This window comes from Arthrobacter sp. UYCu712, from assembly GCF_040547005.1.
Classification (GTDB): Bacteria; Actinomycetota; Actinomycetes; order Actinomycetales; family Micrococcaceae; genus Arthrobacter.
In genome coordinates, this window is the sequence record NZ_JBEPOZ010000013.1 from 39,404 (window position 1) to 63,363 (window position 23,960).

The window sequence follows — 23,960 nt, forward strand, 5'->3', positions numbered from 1 at the left end:
GACGGGTGCTGGGGCGGGTCCTGGGGGCGGGTCTTCCGGCGGGTCTCCCGGCGGAGGGGCGGGGCCGGCGAGTCCTCCGGCGGGGGGGCGGATCAGTGGTCCTGAGTTATGCCGGCCTGCGGAGGCTAATACTGTCGTACCCCCTTGGGAGTATTGGGTTATGGAAGCCGTAAGGGATTTCATTCCTTTCCAGGACGAGGATCTGGACACGGACCAGGGTTCAGTCCCGGTCCAGCACTCCGGTGTGGACGGTGCCCTGGCATTGTTGCAGAACATCGGTTCGACGGCGGCGCAGGACGCGGAGCTCTGGGGTGTCCAGGCGGCGGCGGATTTCGCCGGGAGCGTGGAGGAACTCTCCCGGACGATGGAGTATCTGCAGCTCGTGGCCGCCGGCGCCGTGGACCGGACCCGGAAACAAGCCGCCAACTCGGCCGCCGCGGCCTCAACTGCCGGGGGCGGCGGGTCGTGGATGACCGGCTGGCAGGACAGTCCGGGCGGGTGGGTGACCGGCGGGGGACCCTCTGCGGCCGCGGATGTGCCCGCGGATCCTGCCGGGACCTCGGCGGTGCCCGTGCCGGCCGCGGCGGCGGTGGCCGGGGTCGCGGGGGTGGATGACGGGTACCGGAACACCGAGGAATTCCTGCGGGCGCGGTTGCGGATCGGTGCCGGCGAGGCGAAGCGCGTGCTCGGCCTGGCCCGGGGCCTGCTGCCCCGGCCGGGACTCACCGGTGCGTCCCAGCCCCCGGCCCACCCGGAACTCGGCGCCGCCGTGGCCGCCGGGGAAATCGCGTCCCGCTCCGCCTCGATCATCACCGCGGCCCTGGACCGGGTCCGGCACCTCTGCGACGAGGCCACCGCCGCCCGGATGGAACACACCCTGACCCGCACCGCGGCCGAGCACGACCCGGACTTCCTGGCCCGCGTCGCCCGCGGCTGGACCGAGGCCCTGGACACGGACGGCGCCGAACCGTCCGAGGAAGTCCTCCGCCGGATCCAGGGCGCCTTCATCCGCCCGCCCCGCCACGGCCTCCAGCACCTCGAAATCTACGCGACGCCCGAACAGTTCGAACACCTCCTGACCGTCATGAACACCGCCACCAACCCCCGCACCATCACCGCCACCGCCGGAACACGTGACGGGTCTGGTGCGGACGGTGAGGTCTCCGGGCACGGCCCTGCCGCCGGTGCGCCGGAGGAGCCCGGGCTGCCGGTCCTGGATCACCGCTCCCGGCCGCAGAAGCTGCTCGACGGCCTGGTCGGCGCCTGCAAGGTCGCCCTCGCCGCCGGAGGCCTGCCCGCCGCCGGCGGACTGCGCCCGCAGATCATGGCCACCATCGACTACCGCGACCTCCTCACCCGCCTCCAGGACCCATCCGGCACCACCGGCGCCGCACCAGATCCCGCAGAACCGGCCGATCCCGCAGATCCGGCAGGTACCGCGACTTCGGGAATCCGTCAGTCACCCCGCCGGCCGGGCACGGGGACCGGGTCGCTGCTGTTCACCGGACCCGTCACCGCCGCCACCATCCGCAAGATCGCCTGCGACGCGGACATCATCCCGGTCCTGCTCGGCGGCGACGGCCGGATCCTGGACATCGGCCGGGCCTCCCGGGTCTTCCCGCCGCACCTCCGCAAAGCCCTCACCGCCCGCGACCAGGGCTGCGCCTTCCCCGGCTGCACCATCCCCGCACCCTGGTGCGAAGCCCACCACATCACCTACTGGTCTCGCGGCGGCACCACCGGCACCGAAAACGGAACCCTGCTCTGCTCCCACCACCACCACCTGATCCACAAAGAACACTGGACCATCCAACTCAAAACCGGGATCCCCTGGTTCATCCCGCCACCACACATCGACCCCCAACAACACCCCCGCCGCAACCACTACTTCCAGCACCAAGGCCCAGATACGGCCCGGTGACAGGAGTGCCCCTTGACCCGGAAGGGCCGCAGGCGGGTGGCAATGTGTATTTCGGCTGGCTGTGGCCTCAGCCCAGCCCAGCCCAGCCCAGCCCAGCCCAGCCCAGCCCAGCCCAGCCCAGCCCAGCCCAGCCGAGCCCAGCCGAGCCCAGCCGATACAAGTGAAGCAGTGTCCGGGCCGCGTAGGAGTTAGCGCTGCGGGGGCGGGGCGAGCGGGAGGAGGGCAGCTCCGGCCACGGCAGTGTCCGCGGACGTCTCCCAGACCCGCCGCAGGGCGCAGAACTTCCACCAGTGGTGCTTCAGGACTTCCGGGTTTGCCCGCAGGGGGCGCACCTCCGTCTCGCCGACGGCAACTGCCAGCAGGATCGGGGATTCACCGTGTTTCCAGGACTCCCACTCCCCCGCCACCGGGTCTACGAGGCTTTCCTCGGCCTTCATGCCGGCAACGAGCTGCATAACGACTTTGTCGTCGAGGGGCTTGACGGTGCCGTCCCGGCTGGTGCCCTTGGTCTTGTAGTCGATGAGGCAGATGCGGCCGTTGATCTTTGCGACGAGGTCAAGGGTTCCGGCGTAGCCGACCGTTTTGTTCCAGACCGTGATCTCCGGCGCGATCGGTTCCACCTGGAAGAGTTCCCACCATTCGTCGAAGCGCGCCGCGAAGGCTTCCTCGCCGTTGGCCGCCAGGGCCTCGCGGGTTTCCTTCATCCGGTGTGGCCTGCCGAGGGCACGGAGGGCCACCTGCTCGCAGTAGTTGTGGACCCGGTCCCCACGCATAGCGGCGTCGTCACGGTATGTTTCGGCTGCCTTGGCGGCACGGCTCACCGCCTGCCGCACTTTGGCGGGGCTCCCGAGGATGCCGGGCAGGGTGGGGTCCTGGGCGAGGCTGTTCGCTCCCATGTACCCGAACCAGCCGTCCAGGCCGTGGGGCTGCTGGCCGATCACGGTGGTGATGGACGGGACGGTGTACTGCTCGGACGTGGAGCGGGCGTACATCCGGCCATAGTCCGTGGCGTGGGCAAGAAGTGGAGCGGTCATGGAAAGACTCTTTCACAGGGGTCGGACATTGGACGCAAGCCGTGAACCGCGAAGGCGGTCCCCAACAATCACTGAGCGGCAGCCGCATCAACGGGCCAACTCAACGGGCCAAAACAAAAATGGTCCGCCCCGCTCGGTGAGCGGAACGGACCATGTATTGGGTGGGCGATACTGGGTTCGAACCAGTGACCTCTTCGGTGTGAACGAAGCGCGCTACCACTGCGCCAATCGCCCCAATGCCATTGAATGCTAGCCCACCTCAGCGGATATTTGAAATCGGGCCCGCCGGCGGCGGATTGTGTCCGGGTCAGATCGTCGTCCAGGTGAGGACGGGCCGCAACTCCCGCCCCGCCGTCGCGCCGCCGACCGCCCGCTCGAGGAAGCGAATTACAGGCCTGTAATTAGTAAAAAGCCCTAGAATTCAAGGATCTGCGGGGTTCAGGGGAATCCTGCGACGTCGCGATTTGTAGATTCCCTGAACCTCCTATAGAGTTCTTACTCGTTGGAACGCGAGGAAATGCCGATTGCGGCGGGGAATTGCAGACAATAATGCGGACGTAGCTCAGCTGGTAGAGCACCACCTTGCCAAGGTGGATGTCGCGAGTTCGAATCTCGTCGTCCGCTCGCAGGACACTGTCACGGCAAAGGTTCTTCGGAATCCTGTCTACACGGTGGGTTGGCCGAGAGGCGAGGCAGCGGCCTGCAAAGCCGTATACACGGGTTCGAATCCCGTACCCACCTCGGTGAAAACCCTGGTTTCCGGTTCCGGCCGGATGCAAGGGGCGATTGGCGCAGCGGTAGCGCGCTTCCCTGACACGGAAGAGGTCACTGGTTCGATCCCAGTATCGCCCACCAAAGCAAGGCAACTTGCTTTATCCAGTACCACCGGCCCAGCCGGCATGGACTAAATGCGGACGTAGCTCAGCTGGTAGAGCACCACCTTGCCAAGGTGGATGTCGCGAGTTCGAATCTCGTCGTCCGCTCTTTGATTTACAACTCCACTCCGGATCCTTCCGGTTGAGGGCGATTGGCGCAGCGGTAGCGCGCTTCCCTGACACGGAAGAGGTCACTGGTTCGATCCCAGTATCGCCCACCATGAAAGCAGCTCCCCCGGGGCTGCTTTTTCTGTGCCATCTTCGCCGCCTCCCCACCTGGCATGCATCACCGGGCCACAAGACCCTGGACATTGATCCCCGTTCGTATCCTTGGCAGGCCACCGGACGGCGGCTAGGGTAGATAGCGCAAGGAGCGATCTGGCTCCGCGACAGAAGGGAGGTGCCCGTGGGATTACTTGACGATCTAAAGGGCAAGGCTCAGAAAGTAATTGGTGGCAACGAACAAGCCATCAAGAACGGCATCGAAAAGGCCGGCGATTTCGTCGACACCAAGACCGGCGGAAAGTACGCCGACAAAATCGATTCCGTTCAGCGGGGCGCTTCCGACTTCGTGGACAAGGCAGACGACCAGCCGAATGCGGCCCCGGTCGCCGATCAGACTCCCGTCGCCGGTGAGCCACCCGCTGCCGGGGAACCCCGGCAGCAGGGCCTCTGACCCAGATACGTCAGTGAGGTGCCGGTCCCGCCGAGAGGCGGCACCGGCACCTTCGGCGTTTAACGAGGATTTCGGCGTCTAACCGCGGCGCAAAAACCTAGGACGGCTCGTGGTTCTGGCCTTCACGGGCCAGGGCAGTCAGCCGGGACACGGCGCGGAAATACTTCTTCATGTACCCGCCGGTCATCATTTCCTCGGTGAACAGCTGGTCGAACGGCACTCCGCTGGCGAGGATCGGAACGTCCTTGTCGTAAAGCCGGTCGGCCAGGACCACAAACCGCAGCGCAACAGCCTGTTCCGTAATGGTGTGGACGTTCTTCCACACCACGCCCTCGATGCCGTCCAGCATCTGCCGGTAGCGGCTCGGGTGTACACCGGCCAGGTGGTTGATCAGCGTGCTGAACTCGTCACGGGCCACCGTCTTGCCGTCGAATTCGGCGTGCATGTGGTGCGTGAGGTCATCATTGCGCAGCGGCGACGGTGCGGCCGGGAGGCCACGGTGCCGGAAGTCCTCGCCGTCGATCCGGACGACGTCGAACTGGTCCGCCAGCACCTGGATCTCGCGGGCGAAGTCGACGGCGGCGAAGCGGCCGTCGCCGAGGGACCCCGGCAAAGTGTTGGACGTGGCTGCCAGCTTGACGCCGGCGTCGGCCAGTTCGCGCATGAGCCGGGACATCAGCACGGTGTCGCCCGGATCGTCGAGCTCGAATTCGTCGATGCAGACCAGCTTGTAGTGGCTCAGCGCCTCCACCGTTTTGCGGAAGGACAGCGCGCCCACGAGGTTGGTGTATTCGACGAAAGTGCCGAAGGCCTTGGGCCCGGGGGCCGCGTGCCACAGCGAGGCAAGCAGGTGGGTCTTGCCCACGCCGAAGCCGCCGTCGAGGTAGATCCCGGCGCGCGAGGTGTCCTTCTTGCCGAAGATCCGTTTGAAGAGCCCGTCGCCGTCGCGTGCGCCGACGCCGGCCGCGAAGCTCTCAAGCGCCCGGACCGCCGCCGCCTGGCTGGGCTGGGACGAATCCGGCCGGTAGCTGGAAAACGACACCTCACCGAAACGCGGCGAGGGATAAAATCCGTTGAGGAGTTCATCCACTGAAACTGCCGGGGTGCGGGCGGCGAGCTGTTCGATCTGTACCAAGGTGGTCCGTTCTGCTGGTCTCTTGTCCCCAGAAAGAATACCGGCAATGCACGGCCCCGCCTGCGTGGGGACTGCAGCGCGGCCCGGCGCGCACCGGCCCCACGTGACGAAGGCCATGTTTCAGAGTATGAACGAGGCGGGACATTCCCGGCCGGGCGTGGCTAGTGTTAGGAGACCCGGCGCCGCGATCGATCCTTCCGCAGCCCGGCCCTGACCGTTTCAGTGAAAGGCCATCGCATGTCCTATCCCCTTGAGCAGAACGAAAAGTTTGCCGCCTACGCCCACCCCGAGCGGCTCGTCTCCACCGAGTGGCTGGCCACCGAAATCGAAGCCGGCGCCCTCAAAGGCGGCCAGCTGGTGGTGGTGGAGTCCGACGAGGACGTGTTGGTCTACGAGACCGGCCACATCTCCGGTGCGGTGAAGATCGACTGGCACACGGACCTCAACGACGAGGTCACGCGGGACTATGTGGACGGCGAGGCGTTTGCCGCCCTGGCAGCGGCCAAGGGGATCTCCCGCGACACCACCGTCGTGATCTACGGCGACAAGTCGAACTGGTGGGCAGCCTACGCCCTGTGGGTCTTCACGCTCTTCGGCCACGAGGACGTCCGGCTCCTGGACGGCGGCCGCGACAAGTGGATCGCCGAGGACCGGGCCCTCACCACAGAGACCACCGTGCCGGTTCCCGGCGAGTACCCCGTGGTGGAGCGCAATGACGCCCCGATCCGGGCCTTCAAGGACGATGTCCTGGCGCACTTCGGCAAGCCCTTGATCGACGTCCGCTCCCCCGAGGAATACACCGGCCAGCGCACGCACATGCCCGCCTACCCGGAGGAAGGTGCCCTGCGCGGCGGCCACATCCCGACGGCGGCCTCCATCCCGTGGGCCCGCGCGGCCGCCGGCGACGGCACCTACCGCAACCGTCCCGAACTTGAGGCGCTCTACCTCGGCGAAGCGGGCCTGACGGCCGGCGACGACGTCGTGGCCTATTGCCGCATCGGCGAGCGTTCCAGCCACACCTGGTTTGCGCTGAAGTACCTGCTGGGCTTCGAGACCGTCCGCAACTACGACGGCTCGTGGACCGAGTGGGGCAACGCCGTGCGCGTCCCCATCGCCAAGGGCACCGAGCGCGGCACCGTTCCGGCAGCCAAGTAGGCACCGGGCGTAAGCTGGGACTGATGAATACTTCTGCCCTCCCCGCCGCGCTGGCGGAAATTGTTGACGACTTCCAGGCCCTGACGGAACCCGAACGGCTGCAGCTGCTGCTCGAGTTCTCCCGCGAGCTTCCCGAGCTCCCGGACCGGCTCAAGGACCACCCGGAGCTGATGGAACAGGTAGTGGAGTGCCAGTCGCCGCTGTTCCTGACCATTGAGACGGAACAGCACGACGGCGGACCCGCGCGAGGCGTGCGGCTCTTCTTCAAGGCGCCGCCTGAAGCCCCCACCACCCGGGGCTTCGCCGGCGTCCTGCATGAGGGCCTTGACGGGCTCAGCGCCGCGGAGATCCTTGCCGTGCCGGACGACATGCCGGAGCTGCTGGGCCTCACCCGCGCCATCACTCCGCTGCGCATGCGCGGAATGACGGCGATGCTGGGCCGGATCAAGCGCAAGGTTGCCGCCCTCCCGCAGCCGTCCTGACCGCAGGATACGTCAGTGGCCCGCAAACAGGCGTCCCAGGGAACCCCGGCCACCGCCGCACTCGCGGCGGCCGGGGTTCCTTTTGTCCTGCACCCCTACAGCCATGACCCCGCGGCAGCCAGCTACGGGCTGGAAGCCGCCGAGGTGCTCGGCATCGATCCTGCCCGGGTCTTCAAGACACTGATGGTCGACGTCGATGGCCGGCTCGCCGTCGGCGTCGTTCCGGTGTCCGGCAACCTGGACCTCAAGGCGATGGCGGCCGCCCTCGGGGCGAAGAAGGCCGCCATGGCGGACCCTGCCGCCGCCGAACGCCGGACCGGCTATGTGCTGGGCGGGATCTCACCGCTCGGGCAGCGCCAGGCCTCCCCCACGGTGGTCGATGACAGTGCCCTGGGCCTGGACACGATCCTTGTCTCGGGCGGGCGGCGGGGCCTGGACATCGAACTGAGCCCGGCCGAACTGATCCGGCTCACCGGTGCCCGGACGGCCAGGATCGGCACCGGCCGCGGTTAGCCACGAACAGAAGCGCCGAGATGGGAACTAGCCCGGGGTGGACTGGCCGGGGTTGGGACGCGGGGCGAGCTGCAGCCGGAGCCAGGCCGATACGAGCCCCTCCCAGCGCTCCGGGTCCACATTCCACTCCTTGGTGTGCAGGGCACGGTCGAACTTCTCGAAGGTGACCATCTCAGGGTTCTTCTCGGCCAGCGCCGCAGACGGTCCATACGGGACGTACTCGTCGTCGACGCTGTGAAGGATCAGCGTCGGCGTCCTCAGCTCGACGGCGCGCGAGACCCAGTCCATGGTTTTCAGGTCCACCGGCGCGGCGAGGCCCGTCAGCCGGCGGCCCAGTCTGTGGCTCATCATCAGCTGCCCGTAACGCCCGACGGCGGACGGGATCCGGTTGAGCTCGGCGTGGTGCGCCAGCACGTTCACCCAGTTGATCACCGGAGCGTCGAGCACCATGGCCCGGATCAGGTGGTGGTAGCGGGAGAGGTCCGCGGTCTGCAGGCAGATGGCACCGCCCATCGACCAGCCGAACAACACGACCTCGCGGGCGCCCTGCTCCAAGGCGAAGCCGATGGCGGCCTCAACGTCCCGCCATTCGGTGGAGCCGAGGCCGTAGCGTCCGTCCAGTGCCGATGGCGCGAGCCCGTCGTTGCGGTAGGAGATCAGCAGGCTGGACATCCCCAGGTCGTGTGCCGTGCGGGCGGCCCGCAGGCCCTCCAGCCGGTTCGCGCCGCGACCGTGGACCATGATCGCCCAGGTGTCCGGCTCGGGTGCCCGGATGAGCCACGCCGGTGCGGACCCGCCGTCGACGTCGATCTCCACCTCTTCCCAGGCGAGGCCGATGGTGGCGGCGTCCGGGTGGGCGGCGCCGCTCCACCAGCCGCGCCGCGCCTTGGTGAGGTCGCCGCTGTAGACCGCTTCGACTTCCCGCAGCACAGTGCGCTCGGCCGGCGAGTAGGACACGATCCGGCCGATCCGCGCATGGCCCCGGCCACCGTCGAAAAAGAAGCCGTAGACGCCCTCAACGGTGTTATCCGGGGTGGCCGCGAGGATGACCTGCAGCCCGTGTCCGTCACGGATCACGGCAAGGATTTCCTGGTCCTCGTCGCGGACCCGGGCCGGGGTGATCACCCGACGGGCGAAGTACACGGCCAGGGCGGAGGATCCGGCGGCGAGCAGTCCGGCCGCGGCGCTCCCGCCGATGATGCCGCCCAGGGCCCACTTGGCGCCGACGGGCAGGGAACGTTCGGCCCCGGCGGCCGCGGAGGCCACCTTGCCGCGGGTGGTCGGGATCCGGTGCGGGTCCGGCAGGAGGCGCTGGGAGGAAACCATGGCACCATTCTTACCGAAGTCGCCGCTCACAGCGGCATCCGGGATTGACCAGGGGCCCGGACACGGGCAATTTCGTGCGGGGCCGGCGGGGCCGGACTAGGCTGGGGGCATGAGTGATCCAATCGTCATTTTGACAGAAGAGCCCCTCGGCGCGGACGACCGCGTCAACATCAAGTCCCTGGTTGCCGGCGGTGACGCTCCCCTGGTGGTCCTGGTTCCGGCCAACACCGAGCGGCACCTGCTGGTGGATTTCCTGGAGAACCTTTCCCTGCTGGAAATCGCCAAGGCCTTCCGTGAACTGTCGGCGCACTCCGACCCTGCCGGGGAACGGGCTGAAGCCGCCGAAACGCTGGCAACATCGCTCGCGGCCCTGGCCGGGCTGGGCGGCGGCGTTTCGGGCGAAATTGTCGAGGGCAAGGCGGTGGACGGCCTGGTGGCCAAGGTCAAGGAACTCGGCGCGGGGCAGGCTGTGGTGATCACCCGGCCGCATGCCGTCGCGGACACCTTCCACACCGACTGGGCCAACAAGGCGCAGGACAAACTGGGACTGCCGGTCCTGCATCTGTACGCCGGATCGGGATTTATCGGGGACTCCTGAGCGTTATTCAGGCTATGAACATCTTTCACAACAAGCCCAAAGTCCTGCCCGCCGACATTTCCTCTGACGTTTCCGCTGCCGGCGCCGAAACGTCCACCGAAGCCGCGGGAAAGTCGGACGAGCACTGGCGCCAGGAACTGACTCCGGAGGAGTACCGGGTGCTGCGCCAGGCCGGCACCGAGCGGCCGTACACCGGCGAGTACTGGGACACGCACACCGCGGGCGTCTATCAGTGCCGGGCGTGCGGCACCGAGCTCTTCACAAGCAACGAGAAGTTCGACTCCCACTGCGGCTGGCCGTCCTTCTGGGCGCCGCTCGCCGAGGGCACCGTCCGCTACATCCATGACCGCACCCTGGGCATGGAACGTGTGGAGGTGCGTTGCGCCACGTGCGATTCCCACCTGGGCCACGTGTTCGACGGCGAAGGCTACGGAACGCCTACTGACCAGCGCTTCTGCATCAATTCCGTTTCGCTGAAGCTCGTCCAAGCGGACGACGCCGGCAAGTAGCCCGGCGGCTCTCCGCACCGGAGCCGGGCTGGGACCGGGCAGCCACGCCTCCGCTGTAGCTGGGGCGGGCGTCCGGCCCCACTTGCCACAGACTTTCTTATGCTCAAGGCAATTTTGCATTAGGAATCCTGTTTGCTTGCTACGCTCGCCATAGACGCTAAAGAGCGACGCTCCCAGCAAACAGAAAGGTGCCGCTGACGATGACTACCACCGCTATCGCCGCCACAGCCCCCATCACCGCCGGCTCCCCGGAGTGGCTGCGCCTCAAGGCTGCCGCCACCGCACTCCAGGCCCTCCAGGCCCAGGACGGGTCCGTTCCCGAAGCCGGAGACCATGCGGCCGCAGCCGGCCACGTTGAAGCCATCACGGCAGCCATCCGGGAACTCGCCCCCGCCTTCCCGCATGACGCGGACTACCTCAGCCTCCTCGTCAGCGACTTCGGCCGCTGGGTCGACGCCGGGTTCGGTGTCCCGGACTTCTTGGACTCCCTGCAGGCCTTCCAGCCGCAGCAGCACCGGATCAACGGCCTGCAGCACCTCGTCGTGTTCCCGATGTACACCCAGAACGGCAGCAGCAGCCGCTTCGTCGAAGCCGTGCTGATCGAGGTCATCTGGCCGGAGTTCATCGCCGGGCTGGAAGAGGGCGAATACTCCAACAAGCTCTTCGTCCCGATCCGCTTCCTGGACTTCACCCCGGGCTACAACACCAACTCCGCGGTGCTGTTCCCCGAATCCGTCGCGGTCCGGGAAACCCCCACCTTCACGTGGGGCGCCATTTTCGCGGACCGCGAGGCGGCCCGCTTCCGCCGTGTGCTCCGCGCCGCGGCGGACATCACCTCCCTGCAGCTGCCTGAGGATGCGGCGGCCCTGCTCGAGGACCAGGAGCTGACCCAGGAAACCTTCGTCATGTGGGACCTCATCCACGACCGCACCCACATGCGCGGCGACCTGCCCTTCGACCCGTTCATGATCAAGCAGCGTATGCCGTTTTTCCTCTACTCCCTTGAGGAACTGCGCTGCGACCTGACCGCCTTCCGCGAGTCCGTGAAAATCGAAAAGGATGAAGAAGCCGATCCCGAGGCCCGCCGGCACGCCAAGCTGGTCCAGTACGCCGTCATCTTTGACCGGATCTTCCGTTTTGCCATCACCGGCAGCCGCGTCCGCAACTACGACGGACTGGGCGGGCAGCTGCTCTTCGCCTGGATGCACCAGCACCACGTCCTGCACTGGACCGACAGCAAACTCAGCATCGACTGGGACGAGGCTGCCGACGTCGTGGTTGAACTCGGCGCGAAGATCGAGGAACTGTACTGGCGTTCGATCGACCGTCCCAAGATGGCGCATTGGCTGGCCGCCTACGAGCTGATTTCCGGCACGGTCACGCCCAACCCGGCCTCCGTGTGGGCCAAGGGCCCCGACGCGCTTCCAATTGCCGGGCCGCCGCGCGGCCTCACGGACCAGGTGCTCGACGACGAGTTCCCGCTGTCTATGTTCTACGAGGCACTGGAGAAGAAGATGCGGCCCGTCATTGAATCGACGGCCGGGATCATCGGCTCCTCGGACACCGGAACGGCCACCGGCCCGGGCACCACAGCCCTGAACGCCGGATGAGCGCCGGAGGCACCCTGACCGTCGTGGTCACGGGCGGCAGCGGCCCCTCGGGGATCGCCACCGCCCGTGCCCTGCACGACGCCGGACACAACGTCTTCACCGTGGGCTCCGATGCGGCACGGATCGAGGCGGCTGCTGCCGAAGCCGGCAGCGGCGTCACGCCGCTCGTGTGCGACCTCGCGGACCTCGCGGAGGTCCGTGCCCTGCACACCACGATCGCCGCGGCGGCCGGGACCGTCGACGGCGTGATCCACCTGGTCGGCGGCTGGCGTGGCGCCAAGGGCATCACCGACCAAAGCGACGAGGACTGGGACTTCCTGGAACGCGGCGCCATCACGACGGTGCGGAACGTCAGCCGGGTCTTCTACGACGACCTCGCCGCCTCGGACACGGGCCGCTTCGCCATTGTCTCGTCCACCGCCGTCACCAGCCCGACGTCGGGCGGCGCCAGCTACGTGGCAGCCAAGGCCGCCGCCGAGGCCTGGATCCTCGCGGTGGCTGACGGCTTCCGCCGGGACCAGGCCGCGGCCGCCCCGGCCGCCGGTGCGGGCAGTTCCGGCGTTCCCGCAGGGCAGCACAGCGCCGCCGCCATTTTTGTGGTCAAAGCGCTCGTCGACGCCCGGATGCGGGCAAAGTCGCCCGAACGCAAATTCCCGGGCTTCACCGATGTGGAAGACCTGGCCGCCGCCGCCGTCGGGCTCTTTACCACCCCCGCGGCGGAGCTGAACGGGCAGCGGCTGCTCTTGGGCCGCTGAACCCGAACCCTGGACTTAGCCCCTGGGCCCGGACCTCCTTAGACTGAAAGCGTGAGCAAATCGATGACAAGCACAGTTGAGACTTCCCCCGCCGGCACCGCGGTGCGGCTCCATGATCCCGCCGTCCGGGGCTTCGCCTCGGACAACTACTCCGGCGTCCACCCCGAGGTGCTGGCGGCCCTCGCCGCCGCCAACGAGGGACACCAGGTGTCGTACGGCGAGGACGACTACACCGCCCGGCTGCAGCAGCTGATGGAGGGGCACTTCGGCGAAGGGATCCAATCCTTCCCGGTCTTCAACGGCACCGGCGCCAACGTGCTCTCGCTGCAGTCCCTGCTGCCGCGCTGGGGCGCGGTCATCTGCGCCTCGACGGCCCACATCAACATGGACGAGAACGGCGCCCCGGAACGGATCGGCGGCATCAAGCTGCTCCAGGTGCCCACGGAGGACGGCAAGCTCACCCCCGAGCTGATCGACAAGGAAGCCTGGGGCTGGGGCGACGAGCACCGCGCCCAGCCGCTGGCCGTGTCCATCACGCAGACCACCGAGCTGGGCACCTGCTACACGCCGGAGGAAGTCCGGGCCATCGCCGAGCACGTCCACGCCAAGGGCATGAAGCTGCACATGGACGGCGCCCGGCTGGCCAACGCCGCAGCGCACCTGAACGTGCCGCTGCGTGCGTTCACCCGCGACGCCGGGGTGGACATTCTCTCCTTCGGCGGCACCAAGAACGGCCTGCTGTTCGGTGAGGTCGTTGTGGCCCTGAACCCGGTAGCCGCACACGGGCTGATCTACCTGCGCAAGATGAACATGCAGCTAGCTTCCAAGATGCGCTTTATGTCCGCGCAGTTCATCGCCCTCCTCGATGGTGACCTGTGGCTGCGCTCGGCCTCGCACGCCAACGCCATGGCGGCGCGGCTGCGCGCCGGCGTCGAATCGATCCCGGGCGTCCAGCTGAGCCAGAAGACCGAATCCAACGGGGTCTTCGCGATCCTGCCCGCCGGTGTGGCGGACCGGCTGCGCACGTCCTTCCGTTTCTACGACTGGAACGAGGCGGCCCGCGAGGTCCGCTGGATGTGTTCCTTCGACACCACCGAGGAAGACGTTGATACTTTCATCGCGGCCATCAAGCGCGAACTCGCTGCCGTCTGACACCAGCCCGGACCAGGCCCGCCGCCGCCCCGCCCGGCATCTGCCCGGCCGGGCGGCGGCGAGCCTGCCGGGCTTCGACGCCCGCGTTGCATAGCCTTCCATTGTGAGCGCACTCGACCAGGTTCCGGCAGATTTTCTCTTTGCCTTGGGGACCCTTCGACAAGCACGATGCCGCAGTGAACTGCGCCTGGAGGAGATTCCGGCCCCCTCACGGCTCGCACCCTTTGCCGTCGCCCTCGGGGCCGAAGTCATGGCCCCGGGAAACACCTCCGGCGCCATCCACGGTCCGGCCGCAGCAGCCCTCGAACCGGCCTCGGGGAGCGACGACGTCGAGCTGGCCACCGGCCGGTTCATCCTGCTCCACGATCCCGACGGCTCCGCTGTCTGGGACGGCGAATTCAGGATCGTCACTTACATCCGCGCCCAGCTCGAGCCCGAGATGGGCAACGACGAAATGCTCGGCTCCGTCGCCTGGACCTGGCTGGTGGAGGCCCTGGACAACCACGCCGCACCCTACCGTTCGGCCGGCGGCACCGCGACGAGAGTGCTCTCCGAAAGCTTCGGCAGCCTCTCCGACCGGCCCAACTCCATCGACATCGAACTCCGCGCCTCCTGGACCCCGGCGACGGCGGACATCACCTCACACCTCGAGGCGTGGTCGGACATGGTCTGCACCTTCGCGGGGCTTCCGCCGCTGCCCGACGGCGTCACCCCGCTTCCGCGCCGGCGCCGGGAGCAGCCATGAGCCCGGGCCGAATCGGCCCGGTTTTGGCCGATGCGCCGCCCTCCCCGCAGTGTTGTCGGTAAACTGAACTCATCATGACCCCTCAAATACCGGAAATCACCACGGCCGGCGCTCCGGCCGCTGAGACCACAGCCCATATCACCGTGGAAGGCTTCGACAGCCTGGTCCCCGAGGTAATCGACCTCGATTCCCCACGAGACGGCGTACCGCTGGTGATCGAAACCCAGTCAGGCCTGGAACGCTGCGCAGCTGCCCTTGCTGCGGGCCACGGCCCCGCCGGGGTGGACGCTGAACGGGCCTCCGGCTTCCGCTACGGCCAGCGCGCCTTCCTCGTTCAGATCCGCCGGGAAGGTGCCGGCACCTGGCTGATCGACCCCGAACCCTTCGACGATTTGCGGATCGTCAACGATGCCTTGCGCGGCGTGGAATGGATCCTGCACGCAGCCAGCCAGGACCTGCCCTGCCTCTCCGAGCTCGGCATGTGGCCGGACAAGCTCTTCGACACCGAACTCGCCGCCCGGCTCGCCGGGCTGCCGCGCGTCGGCCTCGCCGCGGTGATCGAACAGCTCCTGGGCTTCGGCCTGGCGAAGGAACACTCTGCCGCCGACTGGTCCACCCGCCCACTCCCCGAGCCCTGGCTGCGCTACGCGGCCCTCGACGTCGAGGTCCTGACCGAACTGCGCGAGGAGCTCACCGAGCTGCTCGTGGCCGACGGCAAGCTTGACTTCGCCGAGCAGGAGTTCGCCGCCATTCTCGAGTCCGGCCAGGCCCCGCCCCGCGTCGACCCCTGGCGCAAGACCTCCGGACTCCACCAGATCCGTGACCGCCGCCAGCTGGCCGCCGTCCGGGAACTCTGGCTGGAACGCGACTCGCTGGCCCAGAAGCGCGACGTCGCCCCGGGCCGGCTCATCCCCGACTCCGCCCTGGTGGCCGCGGCCAAGGCAATGCCGACCACCGTGCCGCAACTGCTCGGCACCAAAGGCTTCCACGGCCGGGCGGCCCAGCGCGAGGCGCCGCGGTGGCTGCGCTGCATCAGCACCGCCCGGAGCCTCGAAGAGCTGCCGCCCCTGCACCTGCCCACCAACGCTCCCCCGCCGCCGCGCGTCTGGGCCGACCGGGATCCCGAGGCTGCCGCCCGGCTCAGCACCGCCCGGCCCAAGCTGCAGGCCCGGGCAGAGGAACTGAACCTGCCGGTGGAGAACCTGCTCACCCCCGATTACCTGCGCCGGGTCGCGTGGCGTCCGCCGGCGGAACTCAGCGAGGAGGGCGTGGCCGAGGAGCTCCAGAACCTCGGCGCCAGGCAGTGGCAGATCGAAATCACCGCGCCGCTCATCGCCGAGGCCTTCCAGAACCCGGAGCCGCTGCCGGCAAAGGAAGTCAGGGCAGCCCCGGGCACTGTGCCCGACGCCGCCCTCTGACGGGCCCCCGAACAACTCCTTGCCAGCTATGTTACTCACGAGTAACATGTTGATTGATGTCGCCCGGATCCGCTCTGCCCCAGGCTGTTCGCCGCAGGCGCGGATCCGGCATCCATGTCTCAATGAGGAGTAACACGTGAGCCGCAGCGGAAAACACAGCAGCGCGAGTCCCCGCACCGTCCGCGATATCGTCTTCGTCGACGGTGTCCGCACCCCGTTCGGCCGCGCCGGCGAGAAGGGTATCTACGCCGGAACCCGAGCAGATGACCTCGTGGTCAAATGCATCCGCGAACTGATGCGCCGCAACCCCTCGCTGCCCGCCGAACGCATCGACGAGGTGGCCATTGCGGCCACGACGCAGAGCGGCGACCAGGGCCTGACCATTGGCCGCACCGCCGCCCTGCTGGCCGGCCTTCCCCGCACGGTGCCCGGCTTCGCGATCGACCGGATGTGTGCCGGTGCGATGACCGCCGTGACCACGACGGCGAGCGGCATCGGCTTCGGCGCGTACGACGTCGTGATTGCCGGCGGAGTGGAACACATGGGCAACCACCCGATGGGCGCCGGCGCGGATCCCAACCCGCGGTTCATGTCCGAACGGATCGTGGACCCGGCCGCCCTGAATATGGGCAACACGGCCGAGAACCTGCACGACCGCTTCCCGGCCATCACCAAGGAGCGCACCGACGCCTACGCCGTCGCGTCGCAGGACAAGCTGGCCGCCGCCTACGCCAAGGGCCAGATCCAGCCCGACCTCGTGCCGGTCGCCACGATGAAGCCGGGCCAGGGCTGGACCGTCAACACCCTGGACGAGCCGCCGCGGCCGGGAACCTCGCTTGAGGACCTCGCCGCGCTCAAGACCCCCTTCCGTGCCCACGGCCGCGTGACCGCGGGGAACGCCGCCGGCCTCAACGATGGCGCGACCGCCGCCCTGCTGGCCTCCGCAGACGCCGCCGAGGAACTCGGGCTGCCGGTCAAGATGCGCCTGGTCAGCTACGCCTTCGCCGGTGTGGAACCCGAAGTCATGGGCATCGGCCCGGTCCCGGCCACCGAAAAGGCTCTCAGGAACGCCGGACTCGGCATCGGGGACATCGGTCTCTTCGAGATCAACGAGGCCTTCGCCGTCCAGGTCCTCAGTTTCCTGGACCACTTCGGCATCGCCGACGACGACCCCCGGGTCAACCGCTACGGCGGCGCCATCGCCGTCGGACACCCCCTCGCCTCCTCCGGCGTCCGGCTGATGAACCAGCTGGCGCGGCAGTTTGAGGAGGACTCCTCGGCGCGCTACGGCATGACCACCATGTGCATCGGGCTGGGCATGGGCGCCACCGTCATCTGGGAAAACCCGCATCACGCGGACTACGGCACCGCATTTGAACCAGCCACCGCCACCACCACCGAGACTGGAGCCGCAGCATGAGCGCCGCCGATTTCCGCAAGCTTGCCGATCTCTTCCCGAACGAGACGGTCACCCATTCCTATGTCCAGGACATCGAGCTCCCCGCCGCAGGTGGGAAGACGACTGACAGCAAAAGCCCCGGCACCTTCGCGCTGGTCACACTGGATAACGGCCTGGACCACTCCAAGCCGACCACCCTTGGCCCCAACACCCTGATCGAGCTCGGCACCGTTCTGGAAGGACTGCGGGAACGCGCCGCCCGCGGCGAGATCGTGGGCGTGGGCGTCACCGGCAAGCCGTACTTCCTCGTGGCCGGGGCCGACCTGTCCACGGTCAAGTCCATCAGCGGCCGCGAGCACGGGCTGTGGATGGCCCAGCTCGGCCACGATGTCTACCGCACCCTGGCCAACCTCGGGGTACCCAGCTTCGCCTTCATCAACGGCCTGGCCCTGGGCGGCGGGCTGGAGATCGCCCTGCAGTCCACCTACCGCACTGTGTCCACCGGCGCCGGCGCGCTGGCCCTGCCGGAGGCGTTCATCGGGCTGATCCCGGGCTGGGGCGGCGTCTACATCCTGCCGCGGCTCATCGGCCCCGAGAACGCCCTCAAGGTGATGATCGAGAACCCGCTGAGCAGCAACCGCACCCTCACCGGGCCGCAGGCCTACCAGCTCGGCGTGGCGGACGCGATGTTCGAACCGGCCGACTTCGTGGAGCAGTCCGTCGCCTGGGCCGCGCAGGTCATCTCCGGTGCCGTGGCGCCCGAGCGGGCCAACGCCGTCGACCCCTCAGCACCGGAGGTCGCTGCACGCTGGACGGCCGCCGTCGCGGCCGGCAGCGCCTTTGTGGAGGCCAAGACCTCCAACGCCTCACCGGCACCGGCCAAGGTCCTCGAGGTTATGGAAGCGAACCGCACGCTGACCCAGGCGCAATCCGCCGAGCTCGAATGCGAAACGCTGGCGGACCTCATGCAGACCGACGAGTTCCGCTCCACCGTCTACGCCTTCCTGGACCTCGTGCAGCGGCGTTCCAAGCGCCCCGCCGGCGCCCCGGACCGCAAGCTCGCCCGCCCGGTCACGAAGATCGGCGTCGTCGGCGCCGGGCTGATGGCGGGCCAGCTGGCCCTGCTTTTCGCCCGCCGGCTCAAGGTTCCGGTGGTACTGACGGACGTTGACCAGGCCCGTGTGGACAAGGGCGTGGGCTACGTCCATTCCGAGGTGGACAAGCTGCTGGCGAAGGGACGGATCAGCCCGGACGCCGCCAACCGCACCCGAGCGCTGGTCACGGGATCTGTTTCCAAGGAGGCCTTCGCCGACGCCGACTTCGTCATCGAGGCCGTGTTCGAGGAACTCAACGTCAAAAAGCAGGTTTTCAAGGAAGTCGAGGCGATCGTCTCGCCCGAGTGCATCCTCGCGACCAACACCTCGTCGCTGTCCGTCACCGCGATGGCGGAGGACCTCGAGCACCCGGAGCGCCTGGTCGGTTTCCATTTCTTCAACCCGGTGGCCGTGATGCCGCTGCTGGAGATCGTGCGCGCCCCGAAGACCGACAACGCCGTGCTGGCCACCGCGTTCGAGCTCGCCAAGGGGCTGAAGAAGTCCGCCGTGTTGGTCAAGGACGCCCCCGCGTTTGTGGTCAACCGCCTCCTGCTGCGCCTCATGGGCGAAGTCACGGCAGCCTTCGACGAGGGCACGCCCGCCGACGTGGCGGACAACGCGCTGCGCCCGATGGGCCTGCCCATGACTCCCTTTGTGCTCGGTGCCATGGTGGGCCTGCCCGTGGCCCAGCACGTCCAGGAATCGCTGCACGCCGCGTTCCCTGGCCGCTTCACGGTCTCGCAGAACCTGCAGCAGCTGATCGACAACGGCGTGCGGTCCATCTGGGCGCCGGAGAACGGTCCGGACGGCAAACCGTTCATCCCGGCGGAAACCCTGGCACTGATGTCGTTCGGCAGCACACCGTCCACCGGCGGGGAGGTGCTGCGCCGCACCCAGGACGCGCTGGCGGAGGAAATCGGCCTGATGCTCGAGGAGGGCGTCGTGGCGGGACCCGAGGACATTGACCTGTGCATGATCCTCGGCGCCGGCTGGCCGATGTTCCTCGGCGGGATCACCCCCTACCTGGACCGGGTGGGTGCCTCCGAGCGGGTCACCGGCAGGAAGTTCCTGGCGCCCGGGGTCGCGTCCGAACCGGCCTGATGCGGGCGGGGGGGGGGGGGGGGGGGCGGGGGGGGGGGGGGGGTGGGGGGGGGGGGGGGGGGGGGGGGGGGGGTGGGGGGGGGGGGGGGGGGGGGCCCCCCCCCCGGGGGGGGGGGGGGGGGGGGGGGGGGGGCCCCCCCGCCCCCCCCCCCCCCCGGCGGGTCAGAGCTCCGACAGCCGGCCGCCCTTGAGTTCCAGCACCCGGTCCGCGTTCGCCCGGGCGTAGCCCAGGTCATGGGTGACCATGACCACGGCGGCGCCCCGTGCGGCGGCGCGGACCACGGCGCGCTGCAACGCGTCGAGGCCGTGGCGGTCCAGTCCGACGGTGGGTTCGTCGAGCGCCAGCACAGCGGGCTCACGGGCCAGCACTGTGGCCAGGGCAAGCAGCCGCTGCTGCGAGGACGGGAGTCCGGCCGGGTGTGTCCCGGTGGCCCCGGACAGCCCGACGGCGGCCAGGGCCTCGCCGGCGCGGGCCGCCGCCTGTTCTGCTCCGACCAGCCTGCGGAGTCCGAAGCTGACTTCCCGCAGCACCGTCCGTTCAAAAAGCTGGTCCCGCGGGTGCTGGAACAGCAGCCCCACCGAGGCCGCGACCATCCCTGGCGCAACTCCGGCAATGTTGTTTCCGCGGACCCGCACGGTTCCGGCGGCAGGACGCAGCAGCCCGTTGAGGTGGCGCAGCAGCGTCGATTTGCCTGCCCCGTTGGGACCGGTAATGGCCACGGTCTCCCCCGCCCGCACTCCGAGGTCCAGGCCGGCCAGGAGCGGCTCGGGGGCGGAGAGTCCGCCGGTGGGATAGCTGAAGGCCAGGTTCTCGATCTCCAGCAGCGGGGCACGGTCCCGGGCCGCCCGCCGGGATTGGGTGTAGTGCACAGGCAGGGTGTCAGACAGTGCCGGGACGTAGCGCACCGCGGAACCCACACCCGGGGCAGTGTCCACGCCGGCTTCCACGACGACGCCCGTCGCCGCGAGCTGCGGCGACGCTGCCACGTCCGCGGGGCTCCCGGCGGCGGCAACGGTTCCGGCGTCGAGCACTATCCAGTGCCCGGCCGAACCAGCCAGCGTGTCCGCCCGCTGGCTGAGCAGTACGACGGCGGTCCCGGCGGCTGTCAGCCCGCGGACGAGCTCGCGGAGCTGCGCCGCACCGGCGGCGTCGAGGGACGCGAGGGGTTCGTCCAGGACCAGCACGTCGGGGTGGGTGATGAGGGCGCATCCGAGGGCCAGCCGGCGGAGCTCCCCGCCGGACAGCGTGGCCGGGTTGCGGTCCAGCAGCCCGGCGAGGCCGGCGAGTCCGGCAGTTTGGTGCACTTCGCTCAGCATCTCCGGCCGTGGCGTGCCCCGGTTTTCCAGGCCGAACGCCAGTTCCTCCGCGACGGTGGCGCTCACCGTGGAGAGCATGGATGCGGCGTCCTGCGGGACGTAGGCCACGCGCCGGGACCACGCCGCCGGGTCGATCCGCGGATCACCGGATCCGGCCCGGAAGTCCAGCACGGTGCCGGCCAGTGCCAACCGTCCGTTCAGGACTCCGGCGTCCCCCGGCCGGAGCCAGCCGCCCAGAAGCTTCCCGAGCGTTGATTTGCCGCTTCCGGATCCGCCCAGGACCGCCGTCAGGGTGCCTCCGGACACGCCGATCCCGAGGTGGTGCAGTACCGGGACGTCCTCGCCGTGGAAGGTGAAGCCTGTGATGTCAGCGCTCAGCACCGGACTGTTCATGCGTTGCCGGTCCCGGGCCAGGAGGCCGCCACGCGGAGCAGGACGGCCACTGCGGCCAGGAGCAATGCTGCCGGGCGGATCCACCGCTGCGCCTCCGGGTCGGTCAGTGTCCGGTAGCTGGTCCGCGGACCTTGCCCGCCGAAACCGCGGGCGTCTAGGGCCTGGGCGCGGCTGCCGGCGTCGTCGATCAGGCCCAGCACCAGAGGCACCATCTGCAGCCGGATACCCACCAGCCGGGACAGCAGTCCGCCGCCCAGCACCAGCCCGCGGGCCTGCTGCGCCTGCCGGATGCGGCCGAGCCTGGCGGCAATGGCCGGCAGGAGGGTCAGGGTGGAGGCCAGGACGAAGCTGAACTGCCGCGGCACCCGGCGCGCCGTGAGGGCGGTGACCAGGTCCGGGACGCTGACGGTGAAGGAGAACAGCAGCAGCATCAGCACGCAGGCGGCGGTGCGGGTTCCGGCCTCCAGGGCGAAGCCCAGTCCTTCCGCAGTGACCCTCGCCGGTCCCCAGGCGGCGAGGACCGTGCGGCCCTCGGTGAAGAAGAAGCCGTGCAGCATCAGCAACGACAGCCCGAAGGGGACCAGGATGACCGCCGCGGCGGCGAGAACCCGGCGGGCCACCCCGGCACGTCCTGCCAGCAGTGACGCGGTCAGTGCCACTGCCACCGACAACGGCCAGCTGGCCGCCGCCGTCGTGATGACGGCCGCGCAGCCGGCCAGGGTCAGCGCGGTGAGCGGATGCAGCGGCGGCAGGGCCGGCGAGTCGGGCACGGTGCGTGGATCCGGCTCAGGCGCCGGGCGTGGCCGGGGCCTTGCCGGCGAGCACGCGGAAGCGACGGACGAAGGGGAACTGGAAGGTGGTGCGCCGCGGCATGGCGTAGACGAGCAGCGCGGCGATGGCGAAGACGATCGCCTTGTCCATCGGATCCGAAATCAGGGCCTGCTTGGTGACGGCCGCCAGCAGGGTGTCGCCCATGGCCCGGAAGGCGCTCACGATCGCACCGGTGCCGACGCCGGAGGTGCCGCCAAAGACGAAGGCCGCGATCGGGGCGGACACGACGCCGGCGAGCATACCTGTGACAAAACCGGCCACCGGTGCGAGGTAGAAGCGGCGGAACAGTCCGCTGCGGGCAGCGAGGCCGGCCAGGAAACCGATCAGGGCGGCACCGGCGGCGAAGGGCAGGACGGTGGGGTTGAAGAAGGACCACACGATGCTGCTGAGCGCACCCGTGGCGGCGCCCGCCGCAGGACCGGCCAGGACGGCGATCAGGACGGTGCCGATGGCATCAAAGTAGAACGGCAGGCCGGTGGCGCCCATGAGCTGGCCGAGGACCACGTTCAGGACCAGCGCCACGGGCATCAGGACCAGGGTGGAGGTGGGCAGCACCGGCAGCACGGCGAGGATCAGCAGCACGGCGCCGAGCAGGAAACCGCCGAGCGCGACGAGCGCCGAGAAGCTTGCCGGGCCGTTGGCGATGTCCGCTGGCTGGGTGAGGACCAGGAAGATGTAGGTGCCGGCGATGGCGGCGGCGCCGGCAAGTTCGAGCAGGCGGCGGCCTCGGCCGGCCGCCTGTCCAGGAGCGTGGCCGGAGGCAGGGAGGGTCAGGGGGTGCTGTGGCATGGGGATGGTCCTTCGGCTGGGATAGCTGCAACATCCGCCTATGTCACCTCGGCGCAGCTACCATCCTAGCGAGCAGCCGGCTCTCCGCTGACCACGGTGCCGCGGACGGTGCAGGCTACCGGTGGCCGATCCCGCGGGCGAGGGCGCCGACGGAGGAAATCAGCTCGTCAAAGCACTGCCCGGGATCGTTGGTGGCCACGATCCGGGCGTTGGGCGGCAGCCCCCAGAGGCCGCGGAAATCGGCTACCGTGGTGCCGATGAGCAGCGGTGAGGAGGTTTCGACGTCGACCGTGGCCAGCCGCGTCGTGACGGCGGTCCGGCCGATGGCGGCGCAGGCCGCGAAGGCATCGTGCATGTGGGCGACGTAGCCCTGGTCGTACTGCCGGTGGAACTCCATGTAGAACCGGATCGCGTCGGACAGGCACGCGACCAACGGATTGGCCGAGGCGCTGGGCTGGCCGTGGGGCTGTTCCGGCAGGACCAGTTCCGGCCCGGAACCGGCAGCCTCCGCGAGGCTTTGCAGGTGCTCCGGCCGCATCTCGATGCGTTCGGTGGATTCCAGCGCGCACACGAGCGGCAGCTTGTCCTCGGGCAGGCCTCGGTAGGCCGCAAAGACCTCCTTCGCGGCGTGCGGGTCCACCGAGACGTTCCACTCGGCAGTCGGTGTTGTGTTGCCCTGGTAGTTGAAGCTCCCGCCCATGATGACCAGGCCTTTGAGCAGCCGCGGCAGCTCCGGCTCCCGGCGCAGGGCGAGGGCGAAGTTGGTCAGCGGCCCGGTGATGAGCCCGGTCAGCTCCCCCGGGTGCGCACGGGCTTCTTCCACCCAGACGTCGACGGCGTGGCGCGCCGAGATCGGCTGGGCGGGCGCCGGCAGTTCGGCGTAGCCGATCCCCTGCGGCCCGTGCGTTTCCTCGGTGGTCACGAGCGGGATCTCCAGGGGCACCTCGGCGCCGAGGGCGACCTCGACGCCCTGCCGGCCGCACAGCTCCAGCAGGGCCAGGTTGTTCAGCGCCACCTGGCGGGCACCGACGTTGCCGGCGGTGCAGGTGATGGCCCGGATCTGCACTTGCGGCCGGGACAACAAGTACACGAGGGCCAGGGCGTCGTCGATGCCGGTATCGACGTCCATCAG

At 69.0% G+C, this 23,960-nt stretch carries 21 protein-coding genes and 6 tRNA genes; 19 read left to right on the top strand and 8 right to left on the bottom strand.

The features are described 5' to 3' along the window. The first annotated feature begins 160 nt into the window (after window positions 1-160). Window positions 161-1,921 carry an HNH endonuclease gene (locus tag ABIB51_RS13770; RefSeq protein WP_354188912.1) on the top strand — a complete coding sequence of 587 codons (1,761 nt, stop codon included), beginning with the start codon at window positions 161-163 and terminating at the stop codon, window positions 1,919-1,921. Between the two features lie 188 nt (window positions 1,922-2,109). On the opposite strand, the gene ABIB51_RS13775 is transcribed toward ABIB51_RS13770, so the two are convergent. Further along, window positions 2,110-2,955 carry a cytochrome gene (locus ABIB51_RS13775; RefSeq protein ID WP_354188914.1) on the bottom strand — a complete coding sequence of 282 codons (846 nt, stop codon included), beginning with the start codon at window positions 2,953-2,955 and terminating at the stop codon, window positions 2,110-2,112. A gap of 162 nt (window positions 2,956-3,117) precedes the next feature. Continuing rightward, a tRNA-Val gene (locus ABIB51_RS13780) sits at window positions 3,118-3,189 on the bottom strand. Window positions 3,190-3,506: 317 nt separating this feature from the next. Between ABIB51_RS13780 and ABIB51_RS13785 the strand changes: the two genes are divergently transcribed. From ABIB51_RS13785 to ABIB51_RS13810, 6 genes are all read left to right on the top strand, one after another. Next, window positions 3,507-3,579: transfer RNA gene (locus ABIB51_RS13785), tRNA-Gly, on the top strand. Window positions 3,580-3,625: 46 nt separating this feature from the next. Continuing rightward, window positions 3,626-3,696, top strand: a tRNA-Cys gene (locus ABIB51_RS13790). Between the two features lie 39 nt (window positions 3,697-3,735). Then, window positions 3,736-3,810 (top strand) — tRNA-Val (locus ABIB51_RS13795). Window positions 3,811-3,865: 55 nt separating this feature from the next. Continuing rightward, window positions 3,866-3,938 (top strand) — tRNA-Gly (locus ABIB51_RS13800). 38 nt (window positions 3,939-3,976) lie between these two features. Further along, window positions 3,977-4,051 (top strand) — tRNA-Val (locus ABIB51_RS13805). Window positions 4,052-4,236: 185 nt separating this feature from the next. Beyond that, window positions 4,237-4,506 carry an antitoxin gene (locus ABIB51_RS13810; protein ID WP_354188916.1) on the top strand — a complete coding sequence of 90 codons (270 nt, stop codon included), beginning with the start codon at window positions 4,237-4,239 and terminating at the stop codon, window positions 4,504-4,506. A gap of 97 nt (window positions 4,507-4,603) precedes the next feature. Here ABIB51_RS13810 and zapE read toward each other — a convergent pair whose 3' ends face one another. Continuing rightward, window positions 4,604-5,641, bottom strand: a complete 1,038-nt coding sequence (zapE, locus tag ABIB51_RS13815) for a cell division protein ZapE (RefSeq protein ID WP_354188918.1) — start codon at window positions 5,639-5,641, stop codon at window positions 4,604-4,606. Between the two features lie 237 nt (window positions 5,642-5,878). Here zapE and ABIB51_RS13820 point away from each other — a divergent pair, with 237 nt between their 5' ends. The 3 genes from ABIB51_RS13820 to ybaK are packed head-to-tail and all read left to right on the top strand — an operon-like array spanning window position 5,879 to window position 7,791. Next, entirely contained in the window at window positions 5,879-6,796 is a 918-nt protein-coding gene (locus ABIB51_RS13820) for a sulfurtransferase (protein ID WP_354188920.1), read from the top strand. Window positions 6,797-6,819: 23 nt separating this feature from the next. Then, window positions 6,820-7,278, top strand: a complete 459-nt coding sequence (locus ABIB51_RS13825; RefSeq protein WP_354188922.1) for a SufE family protein — start codon at window positions 6,820-6,822, stop codon at window positions 7,276-7,278. 15 nt (window positions 7,279-7,293) lie between these two features. Further along, window positions 7,294-7,791, top strand: coding sequence for a Cys-tRNA(Pro) deacylase (ybaK, locus tag ABIB51_RS13830; RefSeq protein ID WP_354188924.1), 498 nt, complete (start codon window positions 7,294-7,296; stop codon window positions 7,789-7,791). Between the two features lie 27 nt (window positions 7,792-7,818). On the opposite strand, the gene ABIB51_RS13835 is transcribed toward ybaK, so the two are convergent. Next, complete coding sequence (locus tag ABIB51_RS13835; RefSeq protein WP_354188926.1) at window positions 7,819-9,117, bottom strand: alpha/beta hydrolase family protein; 1,299 nt, start codon at window positions 9,115-9,117, stop codon at window positions 7,819-7,821. A 109-nt stretch (window positions 9,118-9,226) separates the two neighbouring features. Here ABIB51_RS13835 and ABIB51_RS13840 point away from each other — a divergent pair, with 109 nt between their 5' ends. From ABIB51_RS13840 to ABIB51_RS13880, 9 genes are all read left to right on the top strand, one after another. Continuing rightward, on the top strand, window positions 9,227-9,715 hold the full coding sequence (locus tag ABIB51_RS13840) for a hypothetical protein (RefSeq protein WP_354188928.1): 489 nt from the start codon (window positions 9,227-9,229) through the stop codon (window positions 9,713-9,715). 14 nt (window positions 9,716-9,729) lie between these two features. After that, window positions 9,730-10,224: a peptide-methionine (R)-S-oxide reductase MsrB gene (gene msrB / locus ABIB51_RS13845; protein ID WP_354188930.1), complete on the top strand. Its 495-nt coding sequence runs from the start codon at window positions 9,730-9,732 to the stop codon at window positions 10,222-10,224. A gap of 200 nt (window positions 10,225-10,424) precedes the next feature. Next, complete coding sequence (locus ABIB51_RS13850; protein ID WP_354188932.1) at window positions 10,425-11,834, top strand: DUF6421 family protein; 1,410 nt, start codon at window positions 10,425-10,427, stop codon at window positions 11,832-11,834. Further along, on the top strand, window positions 11,831-12,589 hold the full coding sequence (locus ABIB51_RS13855) for an SDR family oxidoreductase (protein WP_354188934.1): 759 nt from the start codon (window positions 11,831-11,833) through the stop codon (window positions 12,587-12,589). The genes ABIB51_RS13850 and ABIB51_RS13855 overlap by 4 nt, the downstream gene beginning before the upstream one ends. Window positions 12,590-12,652: 63 nt before the next feature. After that, entirely contained in the window at window positions 12,653-13,741 is a 1,089-nt protein-coding gene (locus tag ABIB51_RS13860) for a threonine aldolase family protein (protein WP_354189031.1), read from the top strand. 100 nt (window positions 13,742-13,841) lie between these two features. Continuing rightward, window positions 13,842-14,486: a DUF3000 domain-containing protein gene (locus tag ABIB51_RS13865; RefSeq protein WP_354189033.1), complete on the top strand. Its 645-nt coding sequence runs from the start codon at window positions 13,842-13,844 to the stop codon at window positions 14,484-14,486. A 74-nt stretch (window positions 14,487-14,560) separates the two neighbouring features. Beyond that, window positions 14,561-15,904 carry an HRDC domain-containing protein gene (locus ABIB51_RS13870; protein ID WP_354188936.1) on the top strand — a complete coding sequence of 448 codons (1,344 nt, stop codon included), beginning with the start codon at window positions 14,561-14,563 and terminating at the stop codon, window positions 15,902-15,904. Window positions 15,905-16,040: 136 nt separating this feature from the next. Further along, entirely contained in the window at window positions 16,041-17,324 is a 1,284-nt protein-coding gene (locus ABIB51_RS13875) for a thiolase family protein (RefSeq protein ID WP_354188938.1), read from the top strand. After that, complete coding sequence (locus tag ABIB51_RS13880) at window positions 17,321-19,498, top strand: 3-hydroxyacyl-CoA dehydrogenase NAD-binding domain-containing protein (protein WP_354188940.1); 2,178 nt, start codon at window positions 17,321-17,323, stop codon at window positions 19,496-19,498. Before ABIB51_RS13875 ends, ABIB51_RS13880 begins: the two co-directional genes overlap by 4 nt. A gap of 162 nt (window positions 19,499-19,660) precedes the next feature. On the opposite strand, the gene ABIB51_RS13885 is transcribed toward ABIB51_RS13880, so the two are convergent. From ABIB51_RS13885 to ABIB51_RS13900, 4 genes are all read right to left on the bottom strand, one after another. Next, window positions 19,661-21,196, bottom strand: a complete 1,536-nt coding sequence (locus ABIB51_RS13885; RefSeq protein ID WP_354188942.1) for an ABC transporter ATP-binding protein — start codon at window positions 21,194-21,196, stop codon at window positions 19,661-19,663. 8 nt (window positions 21,197-21,204) lie between these two features. Then, window positions 21,205-21,978, bottom strand: a complete 774-nt coding sequence (locus tag ABIB51_RS13890) for an energy-coupling factor transporter transmembrane component T (protein WP_354188944.1) — start codon at window positions 21,976-21,978, stop codon at window positions 21,205-21,207. Window positions 21,979-21,994: 16 nt separating this feature from the next. Next, window positions 21,995-22,828 (bottom strand): ECF transporter S component, encoded by an 834-nt coding sequence (locus tag ABIB51_RS13895; RefSeq protein ID WP_354188946.1) that lies wholly within the window; start codon window positions 22,826-22,828, stop codon window positions 21,995-21,997. Window positions 22,829-22,943: 115 nt separating this feature from the next. After that, window positions 22,944-23,957 (bottom strand): nucleoside hydrolase, encoded by a 1,014-nt coding sequence (locus tag ABIB51_RS13900; protein ID WP_354189035.1) that lies wholly within the window; start codon window positions 23,955-23,957, stop codon window positions 22,944-22,946. Between the last annotated feature and the right edge of the window lie 3 nt (window positions 23,958-23,960).

Excerpts from the sequence above, each read along its gene's own strand:
- ABIB51_RS13895 (WP_354188946.1), bottom strand. The coding sequence starts at position 22,828 with ATGCCACAGCACCCCCTGACCCTCCCTGCCTCCGGCCACGCTCCTGGA.
- ABIB51_RS13870 (WP_354188936.1), top strand. The coding sequence starts at position 14,561 with ATGACCCCTCAAATACCGGAAATCACCACGGCCGGCGCTCCGGCCGCT.
- ABIB51_RS13855 (WP_354188934.1), top strand. The coding sequence starts at position 11,831 with ATGAGCGCCGGAGGCACCCTGACCGTCGTGGTCACGGGCGGCAGCGGC.
- ABIB51_RS13835 (WP_354188926.1), bottom strand. The coding sequence starts at position 9,117 with ATGGTTTCCTCCCAGCGCCTCCTGCCGGACCCGCACCGGATCCCGACC.
- ABIB51_RS13820 (WP_354188920.1), top strand. The coding sequence starts at position 5,879 with ATGTCCTATCCCCTTGAGCAGAACGAAAAGTTTGCCGCCTACGCCCAC.
- ABIB51_RS13880 (WP_354188940.1), top strand. The coding sequence starts at position 17,321 with ATGAGCGCCGCCGATTTCCGCAAGCTTGCCGATCTCTTCCCGAACGAG.
- ABIB51_RS13825 (WP_354188922.1), top strand. The coding sequence starts at position 6,820 with ATGAATACTTCTGCCCTCCCCGCCGCGCTGGCGGAAATTGTTGACGAC.
- ABIB51_RS13900 (WP_354189035.1), bottom strand. The coding sequence starts at position 23,957 with ATGGACGTCGATACCGGCATCGACGACGCCCTGGCCCTCGTGTACTTG.
- ABIB51_RS13860 (WP_354189031.1), top strand. The coding sequence starts at position 12,653 with ATGACAAGCACAGTTGAGACTTCCCCCGCCGGCACCGCGGTGCGGCTC.
- ABIB51_RS13840 (WP_354188928.1), top strand. The coding sequence starts at position 9,227 with ATGAGTGATCCAATCGTCATTTTGACAGAAGAGCCCCTCGGCGCGGAC.
- ABIB51_RS13770 (WP_354188912.1), top strand. The coding sequence starts at position 161 with ATGGAAGCCGTAAGGGATTTCATTCCTTTCCAGGACGAGGATCTGGAC.
- ABIB51_RS13850 (WP_354188932.1), top strand. The coding sequence starts at position 10,425 with ATGACTACCACCGCTATCGCCGCCACAGCCCCCATCACCGCCGGCTCC.
- ABIB51_RS13775 (WP_354188914.1), bottom strand. The coding sequence starts at position 2,955 with ATGACCGCTCCACTTCTTGCCCACGCCACGGACTATGGCCGGATGTAC.
- msrB (WP_354188930.1), top strand. The coding sequence starts at position 9,730 with ATGAACATCTTTCACAACAAGCCCAAAGTCCTGCCCGCCGACATTTCC.